The following is a 15,380-nucleotide window of genomic DNA, read 5'->3' on the forward strand; positions in this document are numbered from 1 at the left end:
CTAACTTTTCGCCGCAATTTTACGTTTGCGAACAGGTTTCACCGGTGTAATGCCGGTGACCTGGCTTTCCACCCAGCCATCTTCAAGACGCGTAGTGAGCGTATCCCCGGAATGCACCTGTTTGGTTTTCTTCAGCACTTTGCCGTCTGTCGCGGTTGTCACGCTATAACCACGCGCAAGTGTCGCCAGAGGACTGACCGCTTCAAGCTGTGCGATAGCGGTACCAAAGCGCTGGCGGGTATTGTTCAGCTGTGCGGTAACAACCTGCGATAAACGATATTCAAGCTGTTGCAGGCGAGTCTGCGCACGATGGATTCTTGGCTGCGGTTGTTGCTGATTCAAACGCTGCATCAGGCGTTGCTGCAGTTGGGTACCGCGGCGCAGCTTTGCGTCCATTGCGACGGTCAAGCGTTGCTGTAAACGCTCAAGCGTGGTTTGCTGGCGTGCTAAACGCAGTTGCGGATGTTGCTGTTGTAAACGGTGATACAAACGAGTGAAACGCTGCGTGCGTTGGGCGAGATAGTAATCCATCGCCATTTCCATACGCTGCTGGTGGGACTGAATCTGGCGCAATAATTCAAGCTGGTTACGGCTGATAATCTCTGCGGCAGCAGAAGGAGTAGGGGCGCGAACATCTGCCACAAAATCGGCGATCGTGACGTCAGTTTCATGCCCTACGGCGCTAACGACCGGGATCTTACTTGCGAAAATAGCCCTGGCAACGCGCTCATCGTTAAAGCTCCACAAGTCTTCCAGTGAACCGCCGCCGCGCCCAACAATCAGCACATCACACTCTTTGCGCAGGTTCGCAAGTTCGATGGCGCGAACAATTTGCATTGGCGCATCGTTACCCTGCACCGCAGTCGGGTAAATGATCACCGGCAGCGAGGGATCACGACGTTTTAGCACATGCAAAATATCATGCAGTGCAGCACCGGTTTTTGACGTGATGATGCCAACCTGACGGGCAGGCGCCGGCAATGGCTGCTTGTGAATTTGGTCGAACAAACCTTCAACGGTGAGGCGCTGTTTTAATTCTTCATATTGCTGCTGCAACAGCCCTTCACCGGCAGGCTGCATACTTTCAACGATTATCTGGTAATCGCCACGCGGTTCATAAAGCGTGATGGTGGCACGCACCAAAACCTGCTGCCCATGTTGCGGGCGGAAAGTCACTCGCCGATTACTGTTGCGAAACATTGCTCCGCGAATCTGAGCTGTATCGTCTTTAAGTGTGAAGTACCAGTGACCGGAAGCCGGTTGGGTAAAGTTGGAAATTTCACCGCTGATCCAGACTTGCCCCATCTCTTGTTCCAGCAGCATGCGGACCGTCTGATTCAGACGGCTGACGGTAAAAATTGAAGGGGAATTTATCGATGACATGTGAGCCAGATCAAATTTTAAATCAGCGGGTTATTCGGTCAATAGTATCTTTCATATCGTACTTGGCAAGGAGTTTTCTGAAAAAAGTGTGGATGCAATCGATTCCGCTCTGTATAATGCCGCGGCAATATTTTATCTGTTCTCATTCACCCCAGGTTGAGATATTGCCATGCTACGAATCGCTAAAGAAGCACTGACGTTTGATGACGTTCTCCTCGTTCCAGCTCACTCTACAGTTCTGCCTAACACGGCCGATCTCAGCACCCAACTGACCAAAACTATTCGTTTGAATATCCCTATGCTGTCCGCAGCCATGGATACCGTAACGGAAGCCCGTCTGGCCATTGCATTGGCTCAGGAAGGTGGACTTGGTTTCATTCACAAAAACATGTCGATTGAACGCCAGGCTTCTGAAGTCAAACGCGTGAAAAAACACGAAAGTGGTGTTGTTACTGACCCACAGACCGTGTTGCCGACAACCACCCTGCACGAAATTAAAGAACTCACCGAGCGTAACGGCTTTGCGGGTTACCCTGTCGTGACCGAAGGTAACGAACTGGTTGGTATTATTACTGGCCGTGATATTCGTTTCGTTACCGACCTGAGCCAGCCTGTTAGCGTGTACATGACTCCGAAAGAGCGTCTGGTTACCGTGAAAGAAGGCGAAGCGCGTGATGTCGTTTTATCCAAAATGCACGAAAAACGTGTTGAGAAAGCGCTGGTTGTAGACAGCAATTTCCATCTGCTCGGCATGATCACCGTAAAAGACTTCCAGAAAGCAGAACGTAAACCTAACGCCTGTAAGGACGACCAGGGCCGTCTGCGTGTTGGGGCAGCCGTTGGCGCAGGTGCAGGCAACGAAGAGCGTATCGACGCTCTGGTGGCCGCTGGTGTCGATGTTTTACTGATTGACTCCTCTCATGGCCATTCCGAAGGCGTTCTGCAACGTATTCGTGATACTCGTGCTAAATATCCTGACCTGCAAATCATCGGCGGTAACGTCGCGACTGCTGCTGGCGCTCGCGCTCTGGCTGATGCCGGTGTGAGTGCGGTTAAAGTGGGTATCGGTCCAGGTTCAATCTGTACTACTCGTATCGTTACCGGCGTAGGTGTTCCGCAAATTACTGCGGTTGCTGATGCTGTTGAAGCACTGGAAGGGACGGGCATTCCTGTTATCGCTGACGGCGGTATTCGTTTCTCTGGTGATATTGCTAAAGCTATCGCTGCTGGTGCATCTGCGGTAATGGTTGGCGGCATGCTGGCAGGGACTGAAGAATCTCCAGGTGAAATCGAACTTTACCAGGGCCGTTCTTTCAAATCCTACCGCGGTATGGGTTCTCTGGGCGCGATGTCTAAAGGCTCTTCTGACCGTTACTTCCAGACTGACAACGCAGCCGACAAACTGGTACCGGAAGGTATCGAAGGTCGTGTGGCGTACAAAGGTCACCTGAAAGCGATCGTTCATCAGCAGATGGGCGGCCTGCGTTCCTGTATGGGCCTGACCGGCTGTGCTACCATCGACGACCTGCGTACCAAAGCGGAATTTGTACGCATCAGTGGTGCGGGCATTCAGGAAAGTCATGTGCACGATGTGACGATCACTAAAGAGTCCCCAAATTACCGCATGGGCTCTTAATTCTTTTCGACCTGATTGCTCGTCATACTTCGAGCTGCAAATGCGTTGGCTGCACTCGCTCACCCCAGTCACTTACTTTTGTAAGCTCCTGGGGATTCACGAGCTTGCCGCCTTTTTGCAACTCGAATTATTTAGAGCCAATGTTTAGGGCGATTTACTTTATCTGTTTCACTTGCCTCGGAATAAGCGTCAATGACGGAAAATATCCATAAACATCGCATACTTATCCTTGATTTCGGTTCTCAGTACACCCAACTGGTTGCGCGCCGTGTGCGTGAGTTGGGCGTCTACTGTGAGCTGTGGGCATGGGATGTCACGGAAGCACAGATTCGTGAATTCAATCCAAGCGGTATCATCCTTTCTGGTGGCCCGGAAAGTACTACTGAGCTGAACAGCCCACGCGCTCCTGAATATGTCTTTACCGCTGGCGTGCCTGTATTTGGCGTGTGCTACGGCATGCAGACCATGGCGATGCAGCTTGGTGGCCATGTTGAAGGCTCCAACGAACGTGAGTTCGGTTACGCGCAAGTTGAAGTGAAAACTGACAGCGCGCTGGTTCGTGGTATTGAAGACTCCCTGAGTGCAGATGGTAAACCTTTGCTGGATGTCTGGATGAGCCACGGCGATAAAGTCACCGCGATTCCTTCGGACTTCGTGACCGTTGCCAGTACTGAGACTTGCCCGTTTGCAATTATGGCAAACGAAGAAAAACGTTTTTATGGCGTGCAGTTCCACCCGGAAGTGACTCATACCCGCCAGGGCCAGCGTCTGCTGGAGCGTTTTGTTCTGGATATCTGCGGCTGCGAAGCGCTGTGGACGCCGGCAAAAATTATCGAAGATGCGATTGTTCGCCTGCGTGAACAAGTCGGCAACGACAAGGTGATTCTTGGCCTGTCCGGTGGCGTGGATTCTTCCGTTACCGCGATGCTGCTGCACCGCGCCATTGGTGACCGTCTGACTTGCGTGTTCGTAGATAACGGCCTGCTGCGTTTGAATGAAGCAGAGCAAGTGATGGATATGTTTGGCGACCACTTTGGCCTGAATATTATTCACGTTAAAGGCGAAGAGCGTTTCCTGTCCGCGTTGAAAGGCGAGAACGATCCAGAAGCGAAACGTAAAATCATCGGCCGCGTGTTTGTTGAAGTGTTCGATGAAGAAGCGCTGAAACTGGAAGATGTGAAGTGGTTGGCTCAGGGCACCATTTACCCTGACGTTATCGAATCTGCTGCCTCAGCTACCGGTAAAGCACACGTCATCAAATCTCACCACAACGTGGGCGGCTTGCCGAAAGAGATGAAGATGGGGCTGGTTGAGCCGTTGCGTGAACTGTTCAAAGACGAAGTGCGTAAAATCGGCCTGGAACTCGGCCTGCCTTACGACATGCTGTACCGTCATCCGTTCCCGGGCCCAGGCCTTGGCGTGCGTGTGCTGGGCGAAGTGAAGAAAGAGTATTGCGACCTGCTGCGTCGTGCTGATGCGATCTTTATTGAAGAACTGCATAAAGCAGATCTCTACAACAAAGTGAGCCAGGCGTTCACTGTGTTCTTGCCGGTGCGCTCTGTTGGCGTGATGGGAGATGGCCGTAAATACGATTGGGTTGTCTCACTGCGTGCAGTTGAAACCATCGACTTTATGACAGCGCATTGGGCGCACCTGCCATATGATTTCCTTGGCCGTGTCTCCAACCGCATTATCAACGAAGTTAACGGCATTTCCCGCGTGGTTTACGATATTTCTGGCAAACCGCCAGCAACTATCGAGTGGGAATAATCAGTCGTTAGGTAACAATAATAACTGTCGTTTCTTCATTGAATTAAAGCCCATTTTTTAATGGGCTTTTTTTTATGGTGCAGTCTGGCTGAGTCGAGTGTGCAGCCAGGGGAGCAGCTGTTTTTTGCGACTTAACATTCCGGCGATGGTAACGGGCGCGTTATCGGCAAGTGCCGGGCCAGCAAAATAGAGCCTTGAGCACTCCGTGCTGATATCGGTCAGCATCAAAACAACCAACCCGGCCCCTGATGTGGTGACCCGCAGATCCATGGCTGATTTAAGCTCATCAATCAGCGGCTCCGCCTGCTCAAGAGAATATAATTCGAGTTGTGCGGCGAGGACTTTATTCCCCAAAATATCGAACATTTTACTGTCTTTGTTGAGCAACTCATCCGCGCTCAAGCCGATGATATCTGTCTTGGCCGTCAGCAAATCACGAATGAAATCCTCACGCTCAATTTTTGCGAGAGCACAGAGCTCATCAACGGCCAGGTGGTCGTCTTCAGTGGTGGTCGGTGATCGAAGTGCGACGGTATCACTTAATACGGCACCCAATAGCAAAATGGCTTCACCAGGGGATATCTCACGGCGATGAGCGGGAGCCATCAACTGCCATAACAATGTCGCACTGCTGCCGACAGGTTTAATCCAGACTTCAGGAGGGAGTTGGGTGATCAGGCCGCCAAGACGGTGGTGGTCGATAATTCCGACAACATTGCTTTCATTGAGCGAGGCCGGCCCTTGTGCGGGTTCGGTGAAATCAACCAGCCAGACATCTTTGCCAGCAAGAGAATCATTAAGCAGTGGCGGGGGCGTCAGGTCAGCATGGCGGAAAATGTAGGCTGTTTCTTTATTTAACTCACCTAGGCGAAACGCCTGAGCATGTTGCCCTTTAATCGTTAGCCAACGCGCAGCCACATAGGCCGTGCAGATGGTATCGCTGTCCGGATTTAAATGGCCAAAGACATGTATCATTTAATCTCTCCTGCTCACAATTCTATGTGCTTCGCGGCTTAAGCTAAAATTCGTTCTGCCCAGACGCTTATATCATCACCGCTGCCGAGGTCGGCCTGCACCAGGCCATTCACCATGAAGGTCGGTGAAACATGAATCCCATTCTGGCGGGCATATTTACTGTGCCACTTAATATCATTCTGCAATGCCGGATGAGCAAATGCCTGCGCCAACTGCACGCCGCTATAACGTTCGATACGGTCAATAATCTGCTGCGGAGTAGCATCCATATTTGGCCCGCTGCAATGATCGGTAAACTCAAATTCTTCACGATGATCGGCAACGGCTTGCATCACTTTAAGCGCCGCTTCCCGGCCTTCTGGCAGGGTGGATGCCGCCAGAATACAGCGCACAATCACACCTGAAAACATGTGCCATGGTTGCGACTGAAGGCGAATTTTCACCGTGACGTTATCTTCACCCACTTTTTCCAACAGTGCGCCGAGCTTATTGAACGCGCGAACTGAGAATGGGCAGGTCGGCTCAAGAAAAACTTCAAATGTACGTGGACCATGACCCAAGACAAGTGGCTGGGCATTCGGTTTATCGTTTTGACTCATAGCGATCCCTTTATTGTGTTTTCAGCATTGGTATGCGAAACAACTTATCAGATATTGAACGGATTTATACTTCGTCTGAAGACCAAACCGGATAGTCGGTATAACCCGCTTCTTTGCCGCCAAACAGTGCGGCGTGATTGCTAATAGGTGCCAGCGGCAAGTTTTCCTCAAGGCGGCGCGGGAAATCAGGGTTGGCAACAAACGGGCGTCCAAAAGCAACTAAATCGACGATACCTGCCGCCAGATACTTTTCTGCTTTCTCCTGGGTGTAATTCCCCGCCACGATAATGGCACCGCTGAAAGTCGCCCGTAGTGTTTCACGGAATTCATACGGCACCTGAGGTGCGTCATCCCAGTCGGCTTCCGCCAGATGGATAAAGGCAATGCCTTTTTGCTCACACCATGCCGCCAGTGCCAGAATCGCTTCGATGGCCTGCGGGTCGTCCATTCCACGCTGAGTAATAAACGGAGCCAGGCGAATACCGGTTTTGTCGGCACCAATGGCATCGCTAATGGCTTCCAGCACTTCTTGCGCAAAACGCACGCGGTTCGCCAGGCTACCGCCGTATTCGTCGGTGCGTTTGTTGGAGCTGCGGCGCAGGAACTGGTCAATCAAATATCCGTTGCCACCATGAACTTCTACGCCGTCGAAACCGGCGTCAATGGCATTGAGCGCCGCCTGGCGATAATCGGCAATCACCTGGCCAATATCGTCGTGCGTTAATTCGCGCGGAACGGGGCAGTCCACCATTCGACCTTTGCCGTCTTCGCCCACGACCCAAACTTGTGCATCCGGCGCTAATGCTGAGGGCGCGACCGGCTTGCCGTCCGCATGGAAACTTTCATGGGACATGCGGCCAACGTGCCACAGCTGCGAGAAGATTTTCCCGCCCACCTGATGAACCGCATCCGTCACCAGGCGCCAGCCGGTAATCTGCTCCGGAGAGTGGATACCCGGCGTCCAGGAATAACCCTGACCTTGTGGCGAAATTTGCGTGGCTTCGGTAATGATAAGTCCGGCACTTGCACGTTGTTGGTAATACTTTGCCATCATCGCGGTAGGGATATTACCTGGCTGCGCGGAACGAGAACGCGTCATTGGCGCCATAACAATACGGCTACGGGTTTCAACTGATCCTACACGAGAGGCCTCAAACAGGTGACGTGATTTCATTTATTCGACTCCGAGATAATTATGACGCCTTGACTTTACGTCCTGCTTGCCGTTTTGATAATGGCATTGAAATCTGATTATCTATTCAGGAAATTAGAATAATGGGTAAGCTCGAAGATATGACCCTGCTAGTTGCCGTGGTTGATGCCGGTGGGCTGGCGGCAGCGGGTAGGCGGATGAATTTGTCGCCTGCGACCATGACTGCGCGACTAAAAGCATTAGAGGAACGCTATCAGACGCGCTTTTTTAACCGTTCAACACGGGCCATTGCATTGACTCGTAGCGGTGAAGAGTTTTACTACGCCGCTCTGCGTGTGCTTGAGGAAGTGGAATTGGCCGAATCGAAACTGATGCAGAAAGAGGGCATTCTGAGCGGCACGTTACGGATTGCAGCACCGTCTGATTTTGGGCGTCAGTACTTATCACCTGCGTTACTCGATTTTTCTCGCCAGCATCCGGAAGTTAAAAGTTCGTTGTATCTGAGCGAGGATGTGGTGGATCTGATTTCTTTGCGGCTCGATATGAGCATTCGCTTTGGTAATCTGCCGGACAGCAATCTGGTAACGAAAGTCATCAGGCAAAACTATCGCGTGCTGGTGGCATCGCCTGCTTATCTTCTTGCTCATGGGGAACCGCATTCAGTGCAAGATCTGGCCGGACATCGCTGCCTGGTGATGGAGCGTCGTGGAACGCTGATGAATGAATGGCGCTTTGAGGCTGAAGGGGAAATGCAAAGTGCACGCGTTACACCTGCCATGGTGTGCGATGACGGTGCACTTTTGCGCCAGTGGGTGCTGGCCGGGGCCGGTATTGCCAGTAAATCCTGGTGGGATGTTAAACGCGATGTTGAACAAGGGCGGCTGAAAGTGTTGTTGGCAGACAGTTTCATTGGCTTTAGCAGGCACGACAAAAAACAGGTGGGGCTACAGTTTGTTTACCCGCAGCGCCGCTTTCAGCCATTACAGGTTTCCATGTTCAGCGAATTTTTCATCAACTGGTTGGATAATGAATAAATCGGCCGGGTAATAGGCGTGACAAATCCCACTGGCGGTTATCAGTGTTATAATTTTTAATTAAAATAAGGCGTTACCGGTTAGTGCTATCCACTGACAGGCTACTTTGTTGTGCTTCTACTTTGTCCTGATGATGGTACCAGGCACCGATGGCAGAATAGACAAAACGGCCGAAAAGGAAGAGAAAACTGATGAGCAGAATAATGCGGGTCATACGATTGTTAAACTTATGTCGTCTTCGCATACTCGTAACCTGTGTCACGCAAATGATCCTTGATGTTTACCCGTCAACCGCGGGCGACGGTGATATTTATACACAGTGATGCCCCAAGGTCAATTCCGGGTCATCGGTGAATAACGTACTAAATCATTTCTCCCTGTTATATAAACATTTCTTAATATTAGTTGATTAGTATATCTACAGTTATTTTTGTGAATTATTCACTATTGGACTTTAATCTCCATCAAGAAATTGATTTAGATCATCTTCGTAACTCAATCCCTAACTAGAATCTGCACTCTATTCCATAGCGATATGGTTTTATCGGCCAGGTTGGAAGCCTGTTCGAAACTTACCCGAGCTGGACGACAGGGTTCTTGGCGATAACTAATGTATCTGGCAAGCTGGTATAACAAGTATAAAAATCAATGGTGGGCGCTGCCTCTGGTGCTGCCGAGTCTACTTTTCCCTATAGCCGAATGGTGTAATGCCAATACCGTCATGGACGGAGGGCGCGTATTCCTCGTCTATATGCCACTTGGGTTAATGACAGCGTTTTTGATGGTTTTCGGTTGGGCAGCACTGCCGGGAATTATTGTTGCGTTACTCCTCCGATATGTCCCTCTAAAAGGTGAAATTGCTGCATTACTGGCAGTAGTTCACTTTATCGTCCCTATCACGATTAGTTGGGGTGGCTACCGTATTTTCGTTCCACGGCGTGGCTCAGTGATGTTTGGTGCTATCAAACTTACAGCTCAACGCATGCTGTGGTTGGTGTTAGTTAACGCTGCAACATTTCTAGTTATCTACCAGATAGGGGTTTTCTTCGGTTGGTATGATGTATCCAACAATATCGGTGCAGAAAACCCTCTCCACACCCGGACACTCATTAATTTTCAGGCGGTGCTGATTGGTTGTTTGACGGGGATGCCTTTCTTTTACTCCGTCATTCGTATGTTCCGAAATCCACGTTTTATGTTTTCATTTTTCTCGCGGATGAAAGCTCAAATGCAGTCGGGCGTGACCAAAGTCGAGATTACGCTATGGGCTGTGTTGGTCATCGTACTGGTAAGCCTGCTGTTATTGCCCTTCAATGATTTCAGCACCATTTTCACTACGGATTACACATTAACGCTGATTCTACCGCTAATGTTGTGGGGAGCGATGCGCTTTGGTTTTCTGTTTATCACCACGTCATGGACGGTGATACTGACGATCCTGTGCAGCGGTTTTCATAACTATTTGCCGCCATATATGGGCTTTCAACTCCATCTGGCCATAGCCTCATCCTGTTACGCAGTGTTTTCTATCACCATATACTTGATGGCTGTTGTCACCACTCGTCAGCGTTTTTTGCATAGCAAGGCGCGCCGTGTTGCTTTTATAGACCCCATCGTTCAAATGCCCAATTTGCGCGCGCTTAATCGTGACTTATCTCGTTATCCTTGTTCAGCTCTGGCTTTTCTACGCGTGCCTGAACTTGAGCTTTTAGGTCGTAATTACGGGGTGCAACTTCGTATTCAATACAAGCAGCAACTCAATGAATATCTGAATCCGATATTAACCGCCAGCGAACGTGTCTATCACTTGTCTGGGCATGAGCTGGCTGTTCGGTTGAACTATGACTCTTATCATGAGCGTATCGACGCCCTTGACCATCGTGTTAAGCAGTTCCGCTTTATGTGGGATGGTATGCCGATGCAGCCACAAGTGGGTATCAGCTTTTGTTATGTACGCCAGCCTGTCACCCATATTTACTTCCTGCTAGGTGAGCTCAGCACCATGGCTGATTTGTCACTTTCGACATCAAAGCCTGAAAGCTTGCAGCAGCAAGGCACAAACCAAGTGCAGAATGCGGTGAGAAAGAAAGTGGAGATGATGAACCGCCTGCAAGTCGCCATTGATTCAGGGAATTTCATCTTGATGGCGCAACGTATTGAAGGGATTCGTGGCGACTCTTACCATGAAATCTTGCTACGCATGAAAGGGGATAACGAAGGGGATGCGATGTTTATGCCCGATGCGTTTTTGCCTGTGGCACATGAGTTTGGCTTGTCTTCTAAAATCGATAAATGGGTATTAGAAGCGACGCTTAAGTTTATGAATAATTATCGTAAACAGCTTCCTGGTAGCCGTTTCTCAATTAACCTCACCCCCGCTTCTGTAGGGCGTTTGCAGTTTGCGAGCGAAGTGAAACGTCTACTGGAGCGTTACAAAATTGAACCCTGGCAGCTTATTTTCGAAGTCACCGAAAGCAACTCATTAACCAATCTTGAGCAAGCTAACGCGACCTTGACTATGTTGCAAAATATGGGCTGTCGGATTGCTATTGATGATTTTGGTACGGGATATGCCAGTTATGCGCGGCTGAAAGATATTAGCGCGGATATCCTGAAAATTGACGGTAGTTTTATCCGGAATGTCCTGACCAGTAGTCTGGATTATCAAATTGTTGATTCAATCTGCCAGTTGGCACGGATGAAAAAGATGCAGTTGGTTGCCGAGTATGTTGAAAGCGAGGAGGTCAAAGCAGCGGTGCAAAGTCTGGGGATTGATTACATACAAGGATATTTGGTTGGACGACCACTTTTGCTTGAGAAGCTTGTCATTCAGGAAAATCGAGATACCGAGTAACCAAACGCCCTGAGGGGCGCTTGGTTGTGTAAACAATCAGGCGGTGGTGTTCGGCCTGGCTTCTTCTTCAATCTTAAGCTTCCAGCCTGGTGTGTTATCCCAATACTGCTGTTCGCGCTCTAAATCGAGCAATACCAAAGTGTTCAGGCTGAACCAGTCGTGTGGGAAACGCAGTGTCCATTGGTGCTCGTCAGTTTCTAGCACCAATGTCGGCGGAGTGGTTGTTGCCTGACGTTGGTTATTCAGTAACACGCCCAGGCGCAGAATTTGAATTAGCGGTAGGAACTGCTTTTTCTTAAACAGCGTAAATCGTGGTAGGTCATCAATTTTTACTGCTTTGCGATGATAACGAACCAGAGAAGCGATGAGCATCTGTTGCTCTTGATTAAAGCCAGGCAAGTTGCTGTGTTGCAGGATATAAGCCGAGTGGCGGTGTAGCCCACTATGGTTAATATTCAGTCCAACTTCGTGCAACATCGCTGACCATTTCAACAGCGCGGCCATTTGCGGATTAGCTTGTTTTGGGTTTTGTAGTTCCCACTGCTGATAGATATGCTCAGTCGTTGTCAGTACGCGTTTAGCCTGATCGCTATCAATATGGTACTGGTTTGCCAGACTCTGTGCGGTACGGATACGAATATCCTGATGGCGGAAGCGGCCCTCCATTTCATACAGCACACCTTCACGCAGAGCCCCGTCAGACAGACGTAACTCTCGAATGGCCAGCGAGTCGAAAACACCGCAGAGAATCGCAAGACCGGGCACAAACACCGCTTTACGCTCTTCCGATAACCCCGGAAGGCTCATAGTGCTGAAACTCTTATACTTCAGCACTTCATCACGCAGCATTTCCAGGCGTTCAGGGGTGATAATCCCGTCCTTTTCGCCCATGTTGACCAGCACTTCATGCGCCGCTTTGATGGTGCCTGAGGCCCCCATCGCCACATTCCAGCCCTGTAAGCGGTACTGCCAGGAGAGGTTTTCCAGCTTCTGTACAGCTGCGAGGCGAGCGCGTTTAAAGTTTTCTGGGGTGATATTCCCTTTTAGGAAAAAGTTTTGTGCGAAGCTCACACAGCCCATGCGGCGGCTTTCGACCAGCATTGGCTCGAAATCCTCACCAATGACCAGTTCGGTTGATCCGCCTCCAATATCAATCACCAGCTTGCGGCCTTTTTCCGGCTGGGTATGTTCTACACCCATGAAAATCAGACGCGCTTCTTCGTTACCGGAGATAATTTCAATTGGGTAGGGGATAACCTGTTCGGCACGCTTAAGAAACTCTTCGGCGTTTACGGCCAGGCGTAAACTGTGAGTACCCACGATACAGACGTTTTCCGCAGAGAACCCCTGAAGACGTTCAGCAAATAACGCAAGGCACGACAGCCCACGTTCCATTGCTTCTTCGCTTAACTCGTTTTCAGCATTCAGACCATCGGCCAAATGGACGCGTTGTTTCAGACGACCAATGATTTGCATTGCGCCATCTACCACACGTGCGATAACCATGTGGAAACTGTTCGAGCCAAGGTCTACCGCTGCGAACTCTTGTGGCCGTGGAGCATGTTTTTTTATCGGCATGTTTTTATCATCAACATAGTTTTATAGTCGACATAGTGCGTTATTCAGGTTGTTCAAGAGATTTAATGTAATCGTAAATCGCCAGTTGCGAGCGTACCTTACGGCGGTTACCGCGCGGTACATAGCGATTACTCAGTTCTTTGTCGATGTAGCGCGCTTTTACCGTATCACTGAACAGTATTTCAATGATATCCAGCACCCGTTGTTTCAGGCGCGGGTCGAGAATAGCGACGGCCACCTCGATGCGGTAATCAATGTTGCGCGTCATCCAATCGGCAGAGGAGAGATACACTTTTTTGTCGCCTCCATTTTCAAAAACATAGACGCGATCGTGCTCGAGATAGCGGTCAACGATACTGATTACGCGGATATTGTCGCTGATACCTTCCAGATTCGGGATAAGCGAACACATGCCACGAATCAGCAGATTTACTTTTACACCTGAGCTAGAAGCCGCATACAGGCGGTCTACCAGCCCTTTATCGACCAGGTTGTTCAGTTTCAGCGTGATGCCAGATGGCTCGCCGTTTTGTGCATTAGCGATTTCTTTATCGACCAAATCGTAAAGCAGGCGGCGTGAGTTCTGTGGTGAAACCATCAGATGCTCGAATGTCACCGGGCGATAAGGGTTTTCGATAAAGTTAAATACGCGGCGTACTTCGTTGGTGATGCGTGCATCGCAGGTCAGTAACGAATAGTCGGTATAAAGACGTGCGGTTTTCTCGTTAAAGTTACCGGTACCGATGTGGGCATAACGCACCACCTCTTCACCTTCTTTACGGGAAATCAGGAACAGTTTGGCGTGAATTTTCAGACCCGGGGCTGAGAAAATAACGTGTACGCCCGCTTCAGTCAGGCGTTTAGCCCAATGTATATTGGCTTCTTCGTCAAAGCGCGCTTGCAGCTCAACTACCACGGTGACTTTCTTACCGTTGTGCGCAGCATGAATCATCGATTCGATAATGCGCGAGTCTTTTGCCACGCGATAAATATTGATTTTAATCGCCAGCACGCTTGGGTCGAACGACGCCTGGCGCAACAATTCCAGTACGTGCTCAAAGGTGTGATACGGATAGTAGAGCAGCACGTCACGATTACGTATCGCATCAAAGCCGTTACGGAATTTATCGAACCAGATATGACGCAAGCGCGGCAGTGGCTTGTTGATTAAATTGGCTTTGCCGACATTCGGAAAGTTAATGAAGTCTTTAAAATTGTGGTAACGGCCACCGGGAATAATGGAGTCGTAGTTGGTGATGGTCAGCTTGTTACGCAGCATTTCAACCATCGCATCAGGCATATCACGTTGATACACAAAACGCACAGGCTCAGCGGTCAAACGCTGTTTCAGGCTTGATGACATCAGTTCCAGCAAACTCGATTCCATTTCCGTTACCAGATCGTATTCTGCGTCGCGGGTCATTTTCATTGAGTAGGCGTTCAACGAATCGTAATCGAAGAAGCCTTTGAAAATATCGTCCAGGCAATAACGCAGAATGTTATCTAGCAGGATCATCGGTTTGCGGCGGCGCGGGGCTTCCGGCGGCAAATTCACAAAGCGCGGCACTTTATCTGATGGAATTTCTAGCAGCGCATAGCGAATATCGTCGCCCTGAATAATCTCCACCGCCAGATAGGTGTAATCATCTTTAAGAAACTGCACCAGGTCGGTGTCGTGGTTAATCAGGATCGGTGTGATGTGCTGGCGCAAATAGTGTTTAAAGTAATGTCGTAGCCAGTTTTGCTGATTCGGGGAAAGCTGGCGTTCATTGATCAAGAAGATCTGGTTACGCGCCATTTCCAGCAGCAGATCGTTATATAGCCCATCAAATTCTTGATCGGCCTTAAGAACACGCGCCTGAATTTTGTTGAGCAAATGGCGCGAGTTAGGAGCCGTACCTTGTTCTTCGCTGATCAGAATGCGCCGTTTTAGTTCGGCGAAACGAACTTTGTAAAATTCATCAAGGTTATTCGAATAGATGCCGAGAAAACGCATTCTCTCAATCAGCGGGTTAATTTTATCCGCTGCTTCCTGGAGCACACGTTCGTTAAAAGACAACCAGCTCAGTTCTTTTTCGATATACAGCTTATCCTGACCCATTAGCCCTCACACTCCGTTTTCGTGGACGTTAAAATGCCGTCACGTCTGTCATTATGGCGAGCTTTGCCGTGGAATGTCCAACGATGGCCGTAAAGTATGACAAATCGTGATGAAGTTTAATAAGCGTTGTAGGGCGGAGGCGTGAAAAAGGGGCCGTAGCCCCTAATGCCGATCGTTTAAGGATCAGTTGACCGATCCGGTGGCTCGTGTAAAAAGGGTTCATGCACAACATGGACCCTTTTTAAATGGAACTTTCACAAGCTCTCGGTATTATCAATCTCACTGCCCCCGATGAAG

The 15,380-nt window shown here is 49.7% G+C and carries 11 protein-coding genes; 4 read left to right on the forward strand and 7 right to left on the reverse strand.

The genetic code is table 11. The annotated features are described in order from the left end of the window. On the reverse strand, positions 1 to 1,383 hold the full coding sequence (gene xseA / locus LVQ79_RS18990; RefSeq protein WP_232866122.1) for an exodeoxyribonuclease VII large subunit: 1,383 nt from the start codon (positions 1,381 to 1,383) through the stop codon (positions 1 to 3). Between the two features lie 169 nt (positions 1,384 to 1,552). Here xseA and guaB point away from each other — a divergent pair, with 169 nt between their 5' ends. Together guaB and guaA are read left to right on the forward strand one after the other, a co-directional pair. Further along, positions 1,553 to 3,019: an IMP dehydrogenase gene (guaB, locus tag LVQ79_RS18995; RefSeq protein WP_151995780.1), complete on the forward strand. Its 1,467-nt coding sequence runs from the start codon at positions 1,553 to 1,555 to the stop codon at positions 3,017 to 3,019. 192 nt (positions 3,020 to 3,211) lie between these two features. Further along, positions 3,212 to 4,789, forward strand: a complete 1,578-nt coding sequence (gene guaA / locus LVQ79_RS19000; RefSeq protein ID WP_064513022.1) for a glutamine-hydrolyzing GMP synthase — start codon at positions 3,212 to 3,214, stop codon at positions 4,787 to 4,789. Positions 4,790 to 4,861: 72 nt separating this feature from the next. Here guaA and LVQ79_RS19005 read toward each other — a convergent pair whose 3' ends face one another. The 3 genes from LVQ79_RS19005 to LVQ79_RS19015 form a co-directional block, all read right to left on the reverse strand. Next, entirely contained in the window at positions 4,862 to 5,764 is a 903-nt protein-coding gene (locus LVQ79_RS19005; protein WP_232866123.1) for a DHHA2 domain-containing protein, read from the reverse strand. A 38-nt stretch (positions 5,765 to 5,802) separates the two neighbouring features. Then, complete coding sequence (locus LVQ79_RS19010) at positions 5,803 to 6,363, reverse strand: DsbA family protein (RefSeq protein WP_232866124.1); 561 nt, start codon at positions 6,361 to 6,363, stop codon at positions 5,803 to 5,805. Positions 6,364 to 6,427: 64 nt separating this feature from the next. Continuing rightward, positions 6,428 to 7,537, reverse strand: a complete 1,110-nt coding sequence (locus tag LVQ79_RS19015; RefSeq protein ID WP_232866126.1) for an alkene reductase — start codon at positions 7,535 to 7,537, stop codon at positions 6,428 to 6,430. 101 nt (positions 7,538 to 7,638) lie between these two features. Here LVQ79_RS19015 and LVQ79_RS19020 point away from each other — a divergent pair, with 101 nt between their 5' ends. Further along, a complete protein-coding gene (locus tag LVQ79_RS19020; protein ID WP_232866128.1) occupies positions 7,639 to 8,550 on the forward strand; it encodes a LysR family transcriptional regulator in 912 nt (303 codons plus the stop codon). A gap of 73 nt (positions 8,551 to 8,623) precedes the next feature. Here the strand turns inward: LVQ79_RS19020 and LVQ79_RS19025 are convergent, their stop codons facing one another. Continuing rightward, positions 8,624 to 8,812 (reverse strand): YfgG family protein, encoded by a 189-nt coding sequence (locus tag LVQ79_RS19025; protein ID WP_072009456.1) that lies wholly within the window; start codon positions 8,810 to 8,812, stop codon positions 8,624 to 8,626. 348 nt (positions 8,813 to 9,160) lie between these two features. Between LVQ79_RS19025 and LVQ79_RS19030 the strand changes: the two genes are divergently transcribed. After that, positions 9,161 to 11,404: a sensor domain-containing phosphodiesterase gene (locus LVQ79_RS19030; protein WP_232866129.1), complete on the forward strand. Its 2,244-nt coding sequence runs from the start codon at positions 9,161 to 9,163 to the stop codon at positions 11,402 to 11,404. A gap of 36 nt (positions 11,405 to 11,440) precedes the next feature. Here the strand turns inward: LVQ79_RS19030 and ppx are convergent, their stop codons facing one another. Both ppx and ppk1 read right to left on the reverse strand, forming a co-directional pair. After that, positions 11,441 to 12,982, reverse strand: coding sequence for an exopolyphosphatase (gene ppx / locus LVQ79_RS19035; RefSeq protein ID WP_232866131.1), 1,542 nt, complete (start codon positions 12,980 to 12,982; stop codon positions 11,441 to 11,443). Positions 12,983 to 13,022: 40 nt separating this feature from the next. Further along, positions 13,023 to 15,083, reverse strand: coding sequence for a polyphosphate kinase 1 (gene ppk1 / locus LVQ79_RS19040; protein ID WP_232866133.1), 2,061 nt, complete (start codon positions 15,081 to 15,083; stop codon positions 13,023 to 13,025). Between the last annotated feature and the right edge of the window lie 297 nt (positions 15,084 to 15,380).

The sequence above is a fragment of the Buttiauxella cochleicola genome (genome assembly GCF_021282405.1).
Taxonomy (GTDB): domain Bacteria; phylum Pseudomonadota; class Gammaproteobacteria; order Enterobacterales; family Enterobacteriaceae; genus Buttiauxella; species Buttiauxella massiliensis.

Bases quoted from the DNA above. Each gene is read 5' to 3' on its own strand.
- xseA (WP_232866122.1), bottom strand. From the start codon at position 1,383: ATGTCATCGATAAATTCCCCTTCAATTTTTACCGTCAGCCGTCTGAAT.
- guaB (WP_151995780.1), top strand. From the start codon at position 1,553: ATGCTACGAATCGCTAAAGAAGCACTGACGTTTGATGACGTTCTCCTC.
- guaA (WP_064513022.1), top strand. From the start codon at position 3,212: ATGACGGAAAATATCCATAAACATCGCATACTTATCCTTGATTTCGGT.
- LVQ79_RS19005 (WP_232866123.1), bottom strand. From the start codon at position 5,764: ATGATACATGTCTTTGGCCATTTAAATCCGGACAGCGATACCATCTGC.
- LVQ79_RS19010 (WP_232866124.1), bottom strand. From the start codon at position 6,363: ATGAGTCAAAACGATAAACCGAATGCCCAGCCACTTGTCTTGGGTCAT.
- LVQ79_RS19015 (WP_232866126.1), bottom strand. From the start codon at position 7,537: ATGAAATCACGTCACCTGTTTGAGGCCTCTCGTGTAGGATCAGTTGAA.
- LVQ79_RS19020 (WP_232866128.1), top strand. From the start codon at position 7,639: ATGGGTAAGCTCGAAGATATGACCCTGCTAGTTGCCGTGGTTGATGCC.
- LVQ79_RS19030 (WP_232866129.1), top strand. From the start codon at position 9,161: ATGTATCTGGCAAGCTGGTATAACAAGTATAAAAATCAATGGTGGGCG.
- ppx (WP_232866131.1), bottom strand. From the start codon at position 12,982: ATGCCGATAAAAAAACATGCTCCACGGCCACAAGAGTTCGCAGCGGTA.
- ppk1 (WP_232866133.1), bottom strand. From the start codon at position 15,083: ATGGGTCAGGATAAGCTGTATATCGAAAAAGAACTGAGCTGGTTGTCT.